At 70.7% G+C, this 15060-nt stretch carries 16 protein-coding genes and 1 riboswitch; of the genes, 14 read left to right on the top strand and 2 right to left on the bottom strand.

All coding sequences use genetic code 11. The features are described from left to right. Positions 1-40 precede the first annotated feature (40 nt). The 12 genes from ACFFXY_RS23630 (at position 41) to ACFFXY_RS23575 (ending at position 12490) form a co-directional block, all read left to right on the top strand. Entirely contained in the window at positions 41-1030 is a 990-nt protein-coding gene (locus ACFFXY_RS23630) for a carbohydrate ABC transporter permease (RefSeq protein ID WP_382356443.1), read from the top strand. Beyond that, the gene (locus tag ACFFXY_RS23625) at positions 1027-1917 is read left to right on the top strand and encodes a carbohydrate ABC transporter permease (protein ID WP_382356441.1); all 891 of its coding nucleotides are present in this window, start codon (positions 1027-1029) and stop codon (positions 1915-1917) included. Before ACFFXY_RS23630 ends, ACFFXY_RS23625 begins: the two co-directional genes overlap by 4 nt. Next, positions 1917-2525, top strand: a complete 609-nt coding sequence (locus ACFFXY_RS23620) for a DUF624 domain-containing protein (protein ID WP_382356439.1) — start codon at positions 1917-1919, stop codon at positions 2523-2525. The genes ACFFXY_RS23625 and ACFFXY_RS23620 overlap by 1 nt, the downstream gene beginning before the upstream one ends. Positions 2526-2677: 152 nt before the next feature. Continuing rightward, on the top strand, positions 2678-3286 hold the full coding sequence (locus ACFFXY_RS23615) for a hypothetical protein (protein WP_382356437.1): 609 nt from the start codon (positions 2678-2680) through the stop codon (positions 3284-3286). Between the two features lie 351 nt (positions 3287-3637). After that, positions 3638-4249, top strand: a complete 612-nt coding sequence (locus ACFFXY_RS23610; protein ID WP_382356435.1) for a CDP-alcohol phosphatidyltransferase family protein — start codon at positions 3638-3640, stop codon at positions 4247-4249. 147 nt (positions 4250-4396) lie between these two features. Further along, positions 4397-4774 carry a glycine cleavage system protein GcvH gene (gcvH, locus tag ACFFXY_RS23605; protein ID WP_359952096.1) on the top strand — a complete coding sequence of 126 codons (378 nt, stop codon included), beginning with the start codon at positions 4397-4399 and terminating at the stop codon, positions 4772-4774. 36 nt (positions 4775-4810) lie between these two features. After that, a complete protein-coding gene (locus ACFFXY_RS23600) occupies positions 4811-5245 on the top strand; it encodes an FHA domain-containing protein (RefSeq protein WP_106365716.1) in 435 nt (144 codons plus the stop codon). Positions 5246-5375: 130 nt separating this feature from the next. After that, positions 5376-5846, top strand: coding sequence for a bifunctional nuclease family protein (locus ACFFXY_RS23595; RefSeq protein ID WP_106365715.1), 471 nt, complete (start codon positions 5376-5378; stop codon positions 5844-5846). Positions 5847-5951: 105 nt separating this feature from the next. Further along, the gene (locus tag ACFFXY_RS23590) at positions 5952-6509 is read left to right on the top strand and encodes a MerR family transcriptional regulator (protein WP_382356432.1); all 558 of its coding nucleotides are present in this window, start codon (positions 5952-5954) and stop codon (positions 6507-6509) included. A 21-nt stretch (positions 6510-6530) separates the two neighbouring features. Continuing rightward, positions 6531-6631, top strand: a riboswitch (glycine riboswitch). Between the two features lie 38 nt (positions 6632-6669). After that, the gene (gene gcvP / locus ACFFXY_RS23585) at positions 6670-9519 is read left to right on the top strand and encodes an aminomethyl-transferring glycine dehydrogenase (protein ID WP_382356430.1); all 2850 of its coding nucleotides are present in this window, start codon (positions 6670-6672) and stop codon (positions 9517-9519) included. A 90-nt stretch (positions 9520-9609) separates the two neighbouring features. Next, positions 9610-11286 (top strand): vWA domain-containing protein, encoded by a 1677-nt coding sequence (locus ACFFXY_RS23580; RefSeq protein WP_382356428.1) that lies wholly within the window; start codon positions 9610-9612, stop codon positions 11284-11286. Position 11287: 1 nt separating this feature from the next. Continuing rightward, positions 11288-12490 carry a chorismate-binding protein gene (locus ACFFXY_RS23575; RefSeq protein ID WP_382356426.1) on the top strand — a complete coding sequence of 401 codons (1203 nt, stop codon included), beginning with the start codon at positions 11288-11290 and terminating at the stop codon, positions 12488-12490. On the opposite strand, the gene ACFFXY_RS23570 is transcribed toward ACFFXY_RS23575, so the two are convergent. Further along, on the bottom strand, positions 12462-12680 hold the full coding sequence (locus tag ACFFXY_RS23570; protein WP_382356424.1) for a hypothetical protein: 219 nt from the start codon (positions 12678-12680) through the stop codon (positions 12462-12464). The two genes, ACFFXY_RS23575 and ACFFXY_RS23570, sit on opposite strands and share 29 nt — an antisense overlap. 255 nt (positions 12681-12935) lie before the next feature. Here ACFFXY_RS23570 and ACFFXY_RS23565 point away from each other — a divergent pair, with 255 nt between their 5' ends. Continuing rightward, positions 12936-13310 (top strand): ankyrin repeat domain-containing protein, encoded by a 375-nt coding sequence (locus ACFFXY_RS23565; RefSeq protein WP_382356422.1) that lies wholly within the window; start codon positions 12936-12938, stop codon positions 13308-13310. A gap of 5 nt (positions 13311-13315) precedes the next feature. Here ACFFXY_RS23565 and ACFFXY_RS23560 read toward each other — a convergent pair whose 3' ends face one another. After that, complete coding sequence (locus ACFFXY_RS23560) at positions 13316-14242, bottom strand: LysR family transcriptional regulator (RefSeq protein WP_382356420.1); 927 nt, start codon at positions 14240-14242, stop codon at positions 13316-13318. A 77-nt stretch (positions 14243-14319) separates the two neighbouring features. Between ACFFXY_RS23560 and ACFFXY_RS23555 the strand changes: the two genes are divergently transcribed. Beyond that, positions 14320-15057, top strand: coding sequence for a succinate dehydrogenase cytochrome b subunit (locus tag ACFFXY_RS23555; RefSeq protein WP_382356418.1), 738 nt, complete (start codon positions 14320-14322; stop codon positions 15055-15057). The last annotated feature ends 3 nt before the right edge of the window (positions 15058-15060 follow it).

The raw sequence follows: 15060 nt of genomic DNA, 5'->3' as shown, positions 1-15060 counted from the left end.
CCGCGCGGCCCGAAAGCCAACGCCGATAAGGAACCTCACCGTGACAGCTCCTCCGACCGCGGCACCGCCCGCGGCAGACGAGGCCGGAGCCCCCGCAAAGGCCAAGAAGCCGAAGGGCGCCGCCAAGCGCCGCCCCTCGCTCTCGCGCCGCGGCGAACTGCTCACCGGCTACACCTTCATGACCCCGTGGATCATCGGCTCGCTGGTGTTCACCGTCGGCCCGATGCTGTGGTCGCTGTACCTCTCGTTCACCGACTACCACCTGGTCCTCGGCGGCGACTTCATCGGCTTCGACAACTACACGGCCATGTTCGCCGACCCGATGTTCGCGCGGGCGGTCAAGGTGACGCTCCTGTACGTCGTCCTCGCCGTCCCGCTCAAGCTCCTCGCGTCCCTCGCCGTCGCCATGCTCCTCACCCAGAAGCGCCGCGGCATCGGCTTCTACCGGGCCGCGTTCTACATGCCCTCGCTCATCGCCATGAGCGTCGGCATGGCCCTGGTATGGAAGGCGCTCTTCGCCGCCGACGGCCCCCAGGACCAGTTCATGAGCCTCTTCGGCTGGGAGGGCGGCGGGTTCATCGGCAACCCCGACGTCTCCATCCTCATGCTCGTGCTCCTCAGCGTCTGGACCTTCGGCGCGCCCATGGTCATCTTCATGGCCGGGCTCCTCCAGGTCCCCGGCGAGCTCTACGAGGCCGCCGAGGTCGACGGCGCGGGCAAGTGGCACCGGTTCGTGCACATCACGATCCCCATGCTCTCCCCGGTCATCTTCTTCAACGTCCTGATGGAGACCGTCCACGCGTTCCAGATGTTCGGCCCCGCCTTCATCATCGGCGGCACCGCCGGCGGCCCCGCCTGGTCCACGCTCTTCTACACCGTGCGCATCTACGCGCTCGCCTTCGTCGACCTGCGCATGGGCTACGCCTCCGCCTGGGCCTGGATGCTCGTCCTCGCCGTCGGCGTGGTCACCCTCATCATGTTCCGCGCCGCCAAGAACCTCGTCTACTACGCGGGGGAGGACAACAAATGACCGCCGAAGCCACCACCGAACCCCGCATCGTCGGCCGCAGGCAGCGCACCGCGGGCGAGAAGGGCCGCTCCGTCCTGTGGCACCTGTGCCTCCTGGCGTCGCTCATCGTCGTGCTCTACCCCGCGTTCTGGGTGCTCACCGCGTCCATCAAACCCAACGCGGACATCATCACCGACCTGTCCCCGATCCCGTCCACGATCACCTGGGAGAACTTCGCGAGCGCCTTCGACGGCCTCGCCGGGGTGCCCCTGTGGCGGTTCTTCTGGAACTCGTTCGTCATCGCCGCCCTCTCGGTCGTCGGCATCGTCGTCTCCTGCTCGATCACCGCCTACGCCCTGGGCCGCCTGGAGTTCCCGGGCCGCAAGGCCATGTTCGCCGTGGTCATCGCGACGCTCCTGCTGCCCGGCCAGGTCATGCTCATCCCGCAGTACCTGATCTTCTCCGAACTCGACGTCGTCAACACGATCTTCCCGCTCGTCATCGGCAAGTTCCTCGCCCTCGACGCGTTCTTCGTGTTCATGTACATCCAGTTCCTGCGCGGCATCCCCCGCGAACTCGACCAGGCCGCGACCATCGACGGCGCCGGGCACTTCCGCATCTTCTTCTCGATCATGCTGCCGCTCCTGCGCCCCGCGATCGTGACCTCCTCGATCTTCACGTTCATCGGCTCCTGGAACGACTTCATGGGCCCCCTGATCTACCTCCACGAGATCGAGAAGTTCCCCCTGCCGCGGCTCCTCCAGTCCTACAACAACACCGAGGCCGTCTCCAACTACGGCGGCATGATGGCGATGACGCTCCTGTCCCTCGTCCCCGTCGTGCTGTTCTTCCTGGTCTTCCAGAAGTTCCTCATCAAGGGCATCGCCACCTCCGGGGTCAAGGGCTGATGGCCGCCATCGCCAGACCCAGGCGGCAGGCGTTCGGCGAGGGCTTCGCGCTCTTCGCCGAATGCCTGCTGACCGGCGTGTGGTTCGCCCTCGCCGCCCTCCCGGTCGTGACGGTCCCGGCCGCGCTGGCGGCCGCGGCCCGGCACCTGCGGGCTTACACCGAGGGGGACCCCACGTCGTGGGGCTCGTTCTGGGCGGACTTCCGGGACGCCTGGCGCACCGGCTGGCGCGTTGGCCTGGCGATGGTCGGCGCGGCCCTGGTGCTCATCCTCAACCTCGCCGTGCTCGCGCAGGAGGGCGTCCCGGGCCGCCCCGGGTTCGCCCTGGCGACGTTCGTCGTCGCGGCCCTCGCGGTCACGGTCCTGCTGCGCGCCGCGGCCGAGTGGGCGCCGGGGGAGCGGTGGCGGGACCTGTTCGCGCTCGCCCTCGACGGCACTCGCGCGGATCTGAGCGGCACGGGCATCCTCCTGGGCGGCGTCGCGGTGCTCGCGGCGACCGCGTGGGCCCTGTGGCTCCTGGCGGTGCCGATGGCCGGGTGCCTGGTGGGCGCGGCGGTGGCCGTGCGCCGCAGGGCGCTCCAGCGGGCCGAGGAGGACGCAGGGGAGTAGTCCTCACGACCGAGCCCGGGGCCCTGCGCCTACTGCCGCGGAAGGACGGGTATTCCTTCCAGCGACGGGCGTCGATGCTTGCTAGCGTGGGGGAACCACCCCCAGTGGTCCGGCCGCCACGGCCGCGCCCGTGAACCCGCACGGAGGCAAGCATGTCCGCAACCCCGCCCGCCAAGACCCGCCCCGGATCGGTCACCCTCGCGGTGTGGCTCCAGATCCTCCTGGCGCTGCTCCTCGTCGTCCAGGCCGTCGCCGGCCTGCTCTACGGCGCCGACGCCCAGGCCGCAGCCGAAGCCGAGCTCGCGGCCCAGGGCTACGCCGTGTCCGACCTCCCCGAGGGCACCACCTTCGAGGGCGGCGGCCTGAACGCGATCGGACCGTTCGTGTTCGCCGCGCTCATCCTGGTGCTCGCGTTCCTCAACGGCGCGGGCAACCGCGTCGGCCGCATCCTCACCTGGATCGTCCAGCCGCTCGTCCTCGTCTGCGGCGGGTTCCTCGCCGCCACGCAGTTCTTCGCCGTCTCCTTCATGGAGGCCGGCCTCGAAGCCACCGGCGACGCCGAGGGCCTCGACGTCCAGGCGCTCTTCGACGCCGTCACCGGCGCCTACCCGGCGTGGACGACCTGGGTCGGCTACGCCACCTTCACCCTGGCGATCCTCGGCTCCCTGCTGGTGGTCGTCCTGCTCGCCGTCCCGTCCTCCAACGCGTTCTTCCGCAAGGAGGAGCCCGAGAAGTTCATCCCCGGCGCGCCGCCCGCCTAAGCCCGTCCGGAACCCCCAGACGAGACCCGGGCCGGTCCCACAGGACCGGCCCGGGTTGTTTCCTATCACGTTTTCTATAAGAGTTATATCGACTCCGAGGCGTACCGCCTCTTGTGGAATCACGGCCCGACCTCGGGCTCAGCTCCCTATAACGCCGGGCTTCGCCCGTCAGCAACACATACAAGGGCTCGAATTTCCCCGGTACGGGTGTCGGCCCCTACCGCTAGAATCGCGGTACACCCACCGAAGCGAAACGAAACGACCACACACCGCTCGCCCGCCGGCGAGCGAGAGGAGACCGACCCAGGGCACCGGGCCGCCACGGCGACCGGCGCCGCCGAGAGGAACGCCTTGAGCAAGTCAGCCGACGCTGCGCCACCGGCCGGATGGGGCGTGTGGACCTGGCCGAACCTGATCACCGCCGTGCGCCTCCTCGGCATCCCCCTGTTCTGCTACCTCCTCCTGGGCACGCAGTACTACTGGCAGGCCGCCGTCGTCCTCGCGGTCGGATCGGGCACCGACTGGGTCGACGGGCAGCTGGCCCGCCACCTCAACCAGGTCTCCAAGCTCGGGCGGCTCCTCGACCCGTTCGTCGACCGCCTCTACATCCTCACCGCGCTCCTGGCCCTCACCTACGTGGGCCTGCTGCCGTGGCTGTTCACCCTGGCCGCGCTCGCCCGCGAGGCCGTCATGGTCGGCATGGTCATCGTGCTGCGCTGGCACGGCCACGCCCCGCCCCAAGTGCACTTCCTCGGGAAGGCGTCCACCACGATCGTGTTCTGCACGTTCCCGGTGCTCGTCATCGCCGGGCTCGTCCCCGAGGCGGACTTCTGGGCCAAGCCGCTCGGCTGGGCCCTCGCCTGGTGGGGCCTGGGCCTGTACTGGCTCGCGGCCCTGGTGTACCTGCGGCAGGCCCGCGGGCTCCTCAAAGCGGGCAGCCCGCGCACGGAGTTCGCGGCGTGAGCAGGGTAGCGGTCCCACCGCTGCTTCTGCGAGCGGCGTTCGGTCACGCGGCCGCCGCCCCGCCGCAACGTCCGTTCTGACGGGCGATACCGTCATGGACGTCCGACCCCGCAACAGGGCGGGGGCGCTCGCAGAGGGGGGCACCAGGTGATTCCGGAAGAACTGCGCTATACGGCGGAGCACGAGTGGGTCGAGGTCCGCGACGGCAACGTCGTGCGCATCGGCATCACCGAGTTCGCGCAGAACGCGCTGGGCGACGTCGTATTCGTCCAACTTCCGGAGGCCGGAGCCGAGGTCCGAGCCGGTGAGGTGGTCGGCGAAGTCGAGTCGACCAAGAGCGTCTCCGACGTGTACGCTCCCTTGACCGGTAAGATTCTTGCGTGCAATGACGAATTGTCGGAATCCCCGGAATTGGTGAACAGCGACCCCTATGCGGCGGGCTGGATGTTCGACATCGAAGTCGAGGATGCCGGCTCGCTCAGTGCTTTGCTCGACGCCGGAGCATATGCGAAGCTTACGGAGTGACCAGAGGGTCCAGACTTGCTAGAAGGTGGCAATCCCATGACGCGTTCGAATGACGAGTTCCCTCCGCCGGATGTCACGGCCACGATGAACCTGTCCGCCTTGCAGGAAGGCGGCGAGGTCGACGCGGAGCTCAACTCCGCCCGGTTGGCGGACTCCCTCCCGGCGGGCACCGCCTTGCTCGTGGTCCGCCGCGGACCGAACGCCGGTGCGCGCTTCCTCCTCAACACCGAGGTGACGACCTCCGGACGCCACCCCGACTCCGACATCTTCCTCGACGACGTGACCGTCTCGCGGCGCCACGCCGAGTTCCACCGCGACGCGGCGGGTTTCACCGTCCGCGATGTGGGCAGCCTGAACGGCACCTACGTGAACCGCGAACGCGTGGAGACCGCGGGCCTGGGCAACGGCGACGAGGTGCAGATCGGCAAGTTCCGCCTGGTGTTCATCTCCGGTCCGAAGCCGGCCGCCTGACCGTCGCGCCGTACCCCGGCGCGCGCTGCGCGCGCGTCATCGGCGCAGTAGGCTGAGAGTCTCAGGACCCGCCCGGGCTTTCCCTGGCGGGTCCTTTCATTTGACGGCGATACCGTTGGAGGCGTTACCGGTGCGGATGATGACCGTGGTCGGGGTCCGCGTGGAACTCCCGAGCAATCAGCCGGTGGTGCTCCTGAAAGAGGTCGACGGGAATCGGTACCTGCCGATCTGGATCGGGACGGTGGAGGCGGCCGCGATCGCCTATCAGCAGCAGGACGTGCAGCTCTCCCGTCCGCTCACCCACGACCTGATCCGCGACGTGCTCGACGCGCTCGACGTGACGCTGACGTCGGTGGAGATCACGGAGCTGCGGGACACGATCTACTTCGCGGAGCTCGTCCTCGACGGGCGCACGCGCGTCTCCTCCCGTTCCTCCGACGCGATCGCGATCGCGCTGCGCACGGAGGCGCCGATCTGGTGCGCCGACGCGGTGCTGGACGAGGCCGGGGTGGTCCTCCCCGACACGCAGGAGGACGAGGTGGAGAAGTTCCGGGAGTTCCTCGAAGAGGTCACGCCCGAGGATTTCGAGGAGAACCGCTGACGCCTCGCGTGCCTGCCGAGGTTTTCTCTGGTTCAGCCCATGGTGGAGGGTCGGGGCGTTTAGGCTCACCCTCGTAGGACACCCGCTGACCTCGGAGGACGCGCCATGGACGCCCACAGTGAACCCTCGGGACGCCAGGTGGTCCCGCCCAGTCAGATTCGCGGTTGGCGGGGGACGGCGGCGTGCCGGGTCGTGGGGATCACGTACCGGCAGTTGGACTACTGGGCGCGGACGGGACTGGTGGAGCCGAGCATCCGGGCGGCGTCGGGTTCGGGGTCGAACCGGCTCTACTCGTTCCGGGACATCATCGTGCTGAAGGTGATCAAGCGGCTGCTGGACGCGGGGGTGTCGTTGCAGAACATCCGCAAGGCGGTGGAGGCGCTGCGGTCGCGCGGGGTGAAGGACTTGGCGGAGATCACGCTGATGTCGGACGGTTCGACGGTGTACGAGTGCCGGTCGGCCGGTGAGGTGATCGACCTGCTGCGGGGCGGCCAGGGGGTCTTCGGGATCGCGGTGCGGTCGACGGTGACCGAGGTGATGGGGCGGTTGGCGACCCTGCCCGGTGAGGCGCCGGTGAAGGCGCCGACGCAGCTGCACGCGCTGGAGCAGTCGGCGGTGGGCCACACTGCGGGTGTGCCCGGTCGCCGACGCGGGGTGTCCTGACCTACGATGGCGGCAGAGCCGGAAAACCGGGCGGGAGAGATCGTGGGCCTCATGCGCTACACGGCACCGAAGGGGCAAGTCCCTCGCTTCAAACTCTCAGGTACCAGGACCGTTCGGAACAGGCCGCTCTGAAGCCGCTCACCCGGTGACAGACGAGGGGATGCCAGTGTCGTCCCATGTCACCGGAGGTACCGTGACCGACCGTTCCGTTTTCGCCGCCCGTCATATCGGGACCGATCCCGCCGACCAGGACGCCATGCTGAAGGCGGTCGGGTACCCCAGCCTCGAAGCGCTCATGGACGCCTGCATGCCGGCGCTGATCCGCTCCCGCGACGGGCTGGCGCTGCCCCCCGCGGTCTCCGAGACCGAGGCGCAGGCCGAGCTCAAGGGGCTGGCCGAGTTGAACCGGCCGATGCGCTCGATGCTGGGCCTGGGGTACTTCGGGACGCACACGCCTGCGGTGATCCGCCGGAACGTGCTGGAGAACCCGTCGTGGTACACCGCGTACACGCCGTACCAGGCGGAGATCTCGCAGGGGCGCCTTGAGGCGCTGCTGAACTTCCAGACGATGGTCGCGGACCTGACGGGCCTGCCGGTGGCGGGTGCGAGCCTGCTCGACGAGGCGACGGCGGCCGCCGAGGCGATGCTGCTGGCGCGCCGCGCTGCGAAGCGCGGCGCAGGCGACGTGTTCGCGGTGGACGCCGGGGTCCTGCCGCAGACCCTCGCAGTGCTCAAGACGCGGGCCGAGCCGGTGGGCATCGACCTTCAGGTGACGGACCTGTCCGCGGGGATTCCGGAAGGCGCCTTCGGGGTGCTCCTCCAGTACCCGGGTGCGGACGGGGCGGTGCGGGACTGGAGCGCGGTCGCCGAGGCGGCGCACGCCCAGGACGCGCTGGTGACCGTCGCGGCCGACCTGCTCGCGCTGACGCTCCTGGCCGCGCCGGGCGAGTTCGGCGCGGACATCGCGGTGGGGTCGACGCAGCGGTTCGGGATGCCGATGGGCTTCGGCGGGCCGCACGCGGGCTACATGGCCGTCGCCGAGAAGCTGCAACGGCAGCTGCCGGGCCGCCTCGTGGGCGTCTCGCGCGACTCGGGCGACCAGCCCGCCCTGCGACTGGCGCTCCAGGCGCGGGAGCAGCACATCCGCCGCGAGAAGGCCACGAGCAACATCTGCACCGCGCAGGTGCTCCCGGCCGTGATCGCGTCCTCGTTCGCCGTGTGGCACGGCCCGAAGGGCCTGCGCGGCATCGCCGAGCACGCCGCGGGCCAGGCCGCCCGCCTGGCCGCCTCGCTCACCGGCGCGGGCATCGCCCTCGCCTCGGACGCGTTCTTCGACACCGTCACCGCCGCCGTCCCCGGCCGCGCCGACGCGGTCGTGGCGGCGGCCGCGGAGCGGGGCGTGAACGTGCGCCGCGTGGACGCCGACACCGTCGCGGCCTCGTGCGACGAGACCACCACCGAAGCGGACCTCGCGGACGTGTGCGCGGCGTTCGGCGTGCCCCTCGCCGCACCGGCCGCCGCCGCGGTCCCGACGGGGCTGGCACGCGAGTCGGCGTACCTGACCCACCCGGTGTTCACCGCCCACCACTCCGAGACGGCGATGATGCGCTACCTCAAGCGCCTCGCCGACATGGACTACGGGCTCGACCGGGGCATGATCCCGCTGGGGTCGTGCACGATGAAGCTCAACGCGGCCGCGGAGATGGAGCCGATCTCCTGGCCCGCGTTCGCCGACGTCCACCCCCTCGCCCCCGCCGACCAGACCCGCGGCTGGCGGGCCCTGATCGACCAGCTCGAAGGCTGGCTCGCCGACGTGTGCGGCTACGCCGCCGTCTCCGTGCAGCCCAACGCCGGATCGCAGGGCGAGCTCGCCGGGCTCCTGGCCATCCGCGCCTGGCAGCACGACCGCGGCGAGACCGGCCGCGACGTCTGCCTCATCCCCGCCTCCGCCCACGGCACCAACGCCGCCAGCGCGGTCCTGGCCGGGATGCGGGTCGTGGTGGTGGCGTGCGATGAGGCCGGGAACGTGGACCTGGCGGATCTGGATGCGAAGATCGCGGCGCACGCGGAGAAGTTGGCGGCGTTGATGGTCACGTATCCGTCGACGCACGGGGTGTACGAGTCGACGATCGTGGAGGTGTGCGCGCGGGTCCATGACGCGGGCGGTCAGGTGTACGTGGACGGGGCGAACCTGAATGCTCTGTTGGGGTGGGCGAAGCCGGGTCGGTTCGGTGCGGATGTGTCGCATCTGAATCTGCACAAGACGTTCTGCATTCCGCATGGCGGTGGCGGTCCGGGTGTGGGTCCGGTGGCGGTGGCGGAGCATTTGGTGCCGTTCCTGCCTTCGGACCCGTCGGAGGCGACGGGGCCGGTGGGTCCGGTGTCGCAGGCGCGGTGGGGTTCGGCGGGGATTCTCCAGATTCCGTGGATGTATCTGCGGATGATGGGTTCGGCCGGTGTCACGGCCGCGACGGCTTCCGCAGTCCTTGCGGCGAACTATGTGGCGGCGCGGCTGCGGGATCACTTCCCGGTGCTGTACACCGGTGAGCACGGTCTGGTGGCGCACGAGTGCATCCTGGATCTGCGGGAGCTGTCGAAGGAGTCGGGGGTGACCGTGGAGGATGTGGCGAAGCGGTTGATCGACTACGGGTTCCATGCGCCGACGATGTCGTTCCCGGTGGCAGGGACGCTCATGGTGGAGCCGACCGAGTCGGAGGATCTGGCGGAGCTGGACCGGTTCGTCGATGCGATGGTCGCGATCCGGGCGGAGATCGCCGAGGTCGCGTCGGGTGCGGTCGCGGTCGAGGACTCCGCACTCAGGGCCGCCCCGCACACGGCCGCGGTCGCGACGGCCGATGCGTGGGACCGGGTGTATTCGCGGACGCAGGCGGCGTGGCCGGGCGGGGTGTCGGCGGCGAAGTACTGGCCGCCGGTGGGTCGGATCGACAATGCGTGGGGGGACCGGAACCTGGCGTGCACGTGTCCGCCGATCGAGGCGTTCGGGGAGTAGGTTGACGGGAGGTCCGCTCACTACTGTGGGCGGGCCTTCGACGTGCGGGCTCTAGACTGGCTGCCGACGATCCCCCCAGGAGTGAAGCGCATGGTTTTCGGCATTGAGCACAAGGTCAAGTCCCACCGGACGGGGCGGCGGCGCAAGAAGGGCGGCCAGAAGATGCCGGTGGCGCCGTGGATTGTGATCACGTTGGTGTCGGTGCTGGTGGCGTCGGGGTTGACGTGGGGTTTCGTGGCGTTGTTGCGGTCGGGTTGCTCGGGGGACGTGTACCGGGTGACGGTGGCGGCGGCGCCGAGTGTGTTCGGGTCTTTGGGGGATGCGGCGCAGGAGTGGGAGCGGGAGCAGCCGGAGCTGAACGGCGAGTGCGTCGGGGTCGAGGTGACTGAGGTGTCGGCGGCGGATGCGTCGCGGGGGATCACGGGGTCGTGGAATGCGATGTCGTTCGGGAAGCGGCCGATCGCGTGGGCGCCTGATGCGCAGGTGTGGGCGTCGTGGATGACGTCGAGTGAGGCGACGGCGGGGTATGTGTCGTCGGAGCCGGTGGCGTTGGGCGAGGCGGGGTCGGTGCTGGCGGTCGCGGAGTCGACGGCGACGGAGCTGGGTTGGATCGGTGGGGAGCCGCCGACGTGGGCGGAGGTGGTGTCGGCGGCGACGGCTGGGGACATCAGTCTGGCGGCGGCGAATCCGCGGTCGTCGACTGAGGGGCTCGTGGCGTTGTTGAACGCGTCGTCGGATGGGGCCGGGGGGTTCTCGCAGGAGGCGTCGGATGCGTATGCGGCGGCGATCGAGGCGGGGTCGTCGGCGGCGGACGGCGAGGGGTTGAAGAACGCGTACATCGAGGCGGCCGACGCGTCGCAGGTGATGACGATGTTGGACTACCAGGTGGAGGATTTCAACTCGACGTCGGATTCGGCCGATCCGCTGGTGCCGGTGACGCCGTCGGGGTCGACGGTGAGTGCGGTGGCGTCGTACATGGTGCTGGGTGGTGCGGCGTGGGTGTCGGAGACGGATGCGCAGATCGCGGACATGTTCGGTGAGTATGTGGCCGGGCAGGTGTCGTCGGGTGCGTTCTCTGATCCTGAGTTGAAGCCCATTGACGATGCGGCGGCGGCGCTGGGTCAGGCGACGCCGGAGGCGGTGGGTGCGGCGGTGCGGGCGTGGCAGTCGGGCGCGCAGGATCTGAACGTGCTGTTCCTGCTGGACTGGTCGTCGGCGGTGATGGAGGAGCACGTCGAGTACGAGGGCGACACGGTCGAGGCGGGGATCGCGGCGGTGCGGGTGGCGGTCGACATGATCGGCGAGATGGAGCCGACGTGGCGGGCCGGGTTGTGGGAGTACGGGGTCGGTGCGGGCGATGACGTGAACTGGCGGTCGGTGGCCGAGAGCGCGGAGATGTCGGGGGACGCGAAGAGCGGGCTGACCCAGACGCTGTACGACCTGTCGGAGGAGGCCGTGTTCGAGGGCGGGGCGCCGCTGTACGACTCCCTGGTGGCGGCGTACGCGGACATGAACGCGAACCTGGTGGAGGGTGCGGCGAACGTGATCGTGGTGCTGACGAACTCCGGTGAGGACACGGCGAGTCTGCCGACGGTGGGGGAGACGGCGGAGGCGCTGGCGTCGATGGCGGGGTCGGCGACGGTGTACACGGTCGGGTTCGGTGAGGCGAACGCGGAGAATCTGACGCAGTTGGCGGCGGCGACGGGCGGGGAGTTCCTGCCGGCGCCGTCGGAGGGCGGGGTGCTGGGGGCGATCGCTCCGGCGTGAGGTGCCCCACTCGGTCCGGTCGGGTTCGCCCGGTCGCGGCGACAATGGGTCCATGTCGATCTTGCGGTCCGTGCCCCCCGCGCCGCCCGGTGCCGATCCGGCGTGCCGGGCGCGCCTGGTCGAGGTGGACCGGCTCGAATGGCGCGTGGGCGACGGGGGCGACCCCGCGGCGCTCGCTGAGGCGTTCTGCGCCCGCTACAGCGGCCCCCACGCTGAGGAGGACGGCGGGGTGTGCGGTGTGGCCGTCCTCGTCTCGGCGGCCGCCGGCGCGGTGATGGCGGGGGGCGCCACCGGCGCTCCGACGCCGGTGCCGGCCGTCCCCGATCTCGTCCTCGTCGCCTACGTCCACGGGAGGCGCACCGACCCGGTCCCCGGCAGTTTTCATGTGGGGGAGTGGCGGCGGTCGTGGTCGGGCGCCGACCATGCGAAAGCGGTCGTGGCCGTGCAGGAGGCGATCGGGCGGGGCCAGGTGTACGTCGCGAACGTCGTGGGCCACCGCGCGGCCCCCTGGTCGGGCGATCCGGCGGGCCTGGCCGCGGCCGTGGCCGGGATTCCGGGCGCGGCGTGGGGCGGGGTGCTGTCGGGGGACGGGTGGCTGGTGGCCTCGGGGTCCCCTGAGGCGTTCGTGACCGTGAGGGGCGGCCGGGCGGCGACCTACCCGATCAAGGGCACCGCCCCGGCGACCGAGGCGGGCCGGGCCGAGCTGCTCGGTTCGGTGAAGGAGCGCGCCGAGCACGTCATGGTCGTCGATCTCGAACGCAACGACCTCGCCAGGATCGCCGTGCCCGGGACGGTCGCGGTGGAGCGGCTGTTCGCGCTGGCGCGGTGGGACCGGCTCTGGCAGGCCGAGTCGACGGTGGTGTGCGAACTCGAAGCGGGGACCGGGCTCGCCGAGGTGCTGCGGGCGATGTGCCCGCCCGGTTCGGTCACCGGCACCCCGAAACTGGCGATGCTCGACCTGGCGGCCGGGCTCGAACCGGTGGGCCGGGGCCCGGCGATGGGGGCCTTCGGGTACGTCCGGGGCGAGGAGATCCGCATGGGCGTGACGATCCGGACCGTCGCGCTCGACGCCTCCCGGGCCCACCTGTGGGCGGGCGGGGGCATCACGTGGCGCTCCGATCCGGACGCGGAGGTCGCCGAGGCCGACGCGAAGGCCGCGGCCGTGGCGGCGCGGCTCAGTCCCGGGCGGCCCGCCAGATCTTGATCGTCTGCTCCTTCGCCAGCTCCCTGAGCGCATCGGGCCACTCGGCCCGGTACAGGCGCAGCCGCGGCGTCGAGGAGTCGAGCTCGACGACGCACCCCAGCGCCATGGGAGGATCCGGATGGAGCCGCTGCAGCCAGACCGTGCCGACGTTCCCGTCGTCGCCGCTGACCTGGATGGTCCGATGTTCCAATTGGAACTGTCCTAGGATTTTCGGCTCGTTCATGCCCGAGTCCTCACCGTTCTTGTCCCCACCGATTGAGGCGACGCGGCGGTTCGTGTCAGCGAGGCGCCTGCGGGCCCGCATCAATCTTTCCCACCCCGATGCAGCCGTGTCAATACCCGGGCCGACACCTGCCCGGGTGAACCGGGGCCGGTCCGGTCCACTGGAGAGGCCCCCGCGCGATACGCGCTGCGCCCGGAGCGCGGGTGTGGAAGGCTGGTGCGCATGAGCGACGACGAGGAATTCCGGGACATCGCCGAGGCCGCGTTCGACCTGGCCCGCGCCGGGGAGACCGACCGGCTCCTGGCGTTCGTCGCCGCCGGGCTCCCCGTCGACCTGGCCAACGGCTCGGGCGACTCCCTGCTCATGCTCGCCGCCTACCACGGGCACGCGGCCACTGTCGCCGCGCTGATCGGCGCGGGCGCGGCCGTCGACCGGTGCAACGACCGCCAGCAGTCGCCCCTGGCCGGGGCGGTGTTCAAGAACTACGAGGACGTCGTGGCCGTCCTCCTCGACGCCGGGGCCGACCCCGACGCCGGGACGCCCTCGGCGCGCCAGACCGCCGCCATGTTCGACCGCGACACCTTCGCCGGCGCCTAGCGGCCTCAGAGGGCGCGCATGCCCTCCGGGAGCCGCCCCCACGCGTGCAGGTCCGTCAGATGCTCCTCCAGCGACGCCGCGAACGCCCCCGCCGCCTTCGTCAACGGCGCCTCCCGGCGCGAGGCCAGCGCGATCGTGCGGCTCGCGCCCGGGGGCGCGAGCGGTGTGGCCCGCAGGCCGGGCCGGGAGGCGGCGATCATCGCCGGGAGCAGCGCGATCCCCAGGCCTGCTTCCACGAGGGAGGCGATCGCGTCGGTGGCGCCGCCGTCGACGCCGGTCCTGGGGGTGAATCCGGCCTGCTCGCAGGTGGTGATGGTGAGGTCGCGCAGGTCGTAGCCGTGTGCGGGGAGCACGAACGCCTGCTCTCTGAGTTGGGCGAGTCCGATGTAGGCCTGGCGGGTGAGCGGGGGCAGGTGGGCGGCGGAGGCGACGACGAGGGCCTCGGCCAGGAGCGGCTGGACCGAGAGGGTGGGGTCGGCGCCGGTGTCGCCGGCGGTGAAGGCGAGGTCGAGGTCGCCGGCGGCGAGGCGTTCGGCGAGGGGCCCGGAGCCGTCCTCGGTGAGGGTCACGGTGACGCCGGGGTGGGTGTCGCGGTAGCGGGTGAGCAGGGGGGCGATGAGCCAGGAGCACAGGGACGGGGTGGCGCCGAGGCGCAGGTGTCCGGCGCGGACGGCCAGGACGTCGTCGATGTCGGCGCGGGCGGCGTCGTGGGCGGCGGTGATGCGGCGGGCGTGGGGCAGGAGGGTCTGGCCGGCGTCGGTCAGTTCGATGCGGCCCCGCGAACGCGTGAGGAGGGGGGCGCCGAGTTCGGTTTCGAGGGCTTGGATCTGCTTGCTCAATGACGGTTGTGTCACACCGAGTTCTTCGGCCGCGTGAGTGAAATGCCGGGTTTGTGCGACGGTGAGGAATGCCTGGAGCTGCTGCGGGCGCATGACCATAACGTATCGGCATGGAAGAGGGTCCGGCCATGAATTGGACCCGTGACGCCTGTCGCGTCTAGCATCCGGTCGTGTCTACGGATTTGCAAACGCGCACCGCCGCTAGAGCGGCGAAACGCGCCCAAGCGGCCCGCAAGCCCTGGCGGTCGAACATCGGCCTGAAGATCGCCATGGCCGTCTCCGGGGTCCTGATGGTCCTGTTCATCATCGCCCACATGGCCGGGAACCTCCACGTCTTCGAGGGCCGCGAGGAGATGAACGCCTACGCCGCGGGCCTGCGGTCCTTCGGCGAGCCGCTCCTGCCCCACGAGTCGCTGCTGTGGGTGCTGCGCATCGGCCTGGTCGCCTCCATCGCCGTCCACCTGTGGACCGGGATCGTGCTGTCGGTGCGCTCGCACCACGCGCGGCCGGTCAAGTACGCGCACCGCCACAAGGCCCGGGGCGAGTCCCCGAACGCGTACCTGACGATGCGCCTGGGCGGGATCGTCATCGTCCTGTTCGTCGTCTGGCACCTGCTCGACCTGACCTGGCGCACCGTCAACCCGGTCAAGGACGTCCACGACGCGTACGGGGCCGTCGTGGCCACGTTCGACCCCTCGCGCTGGCCGGTCACCGTGTTCTACCTCCTCGCGCTCGTCGCCCTCGGATTCCACCTGCGCCACGGCATCTGGTCGGCGGTGCAGACCATCGCGGGACCGACCACGAAGTGGCGCAGGCGCACCCAGGCGGCCGCGCTCGCCGTGGCCGTCATCATCGTCGCAGGGTTCGCGATCGTGCCCCTGTCCGTCACGTTCGGTTTGGTGAGTTGACAT

Source organism: Glycomyces mayteni (genome assembly GCF_042428885.1).
In the GTDB taxonomy this organism is placed as follows: Bacteria; Actinomycetota; Actinomycetes; order Mycobacteriales; family Micromonosporaceae; genus Glycomyces; species Glycomyces mayteni.
This window is presented reverse-complemented; position numbering and strand designations above follow the sequence as displayed.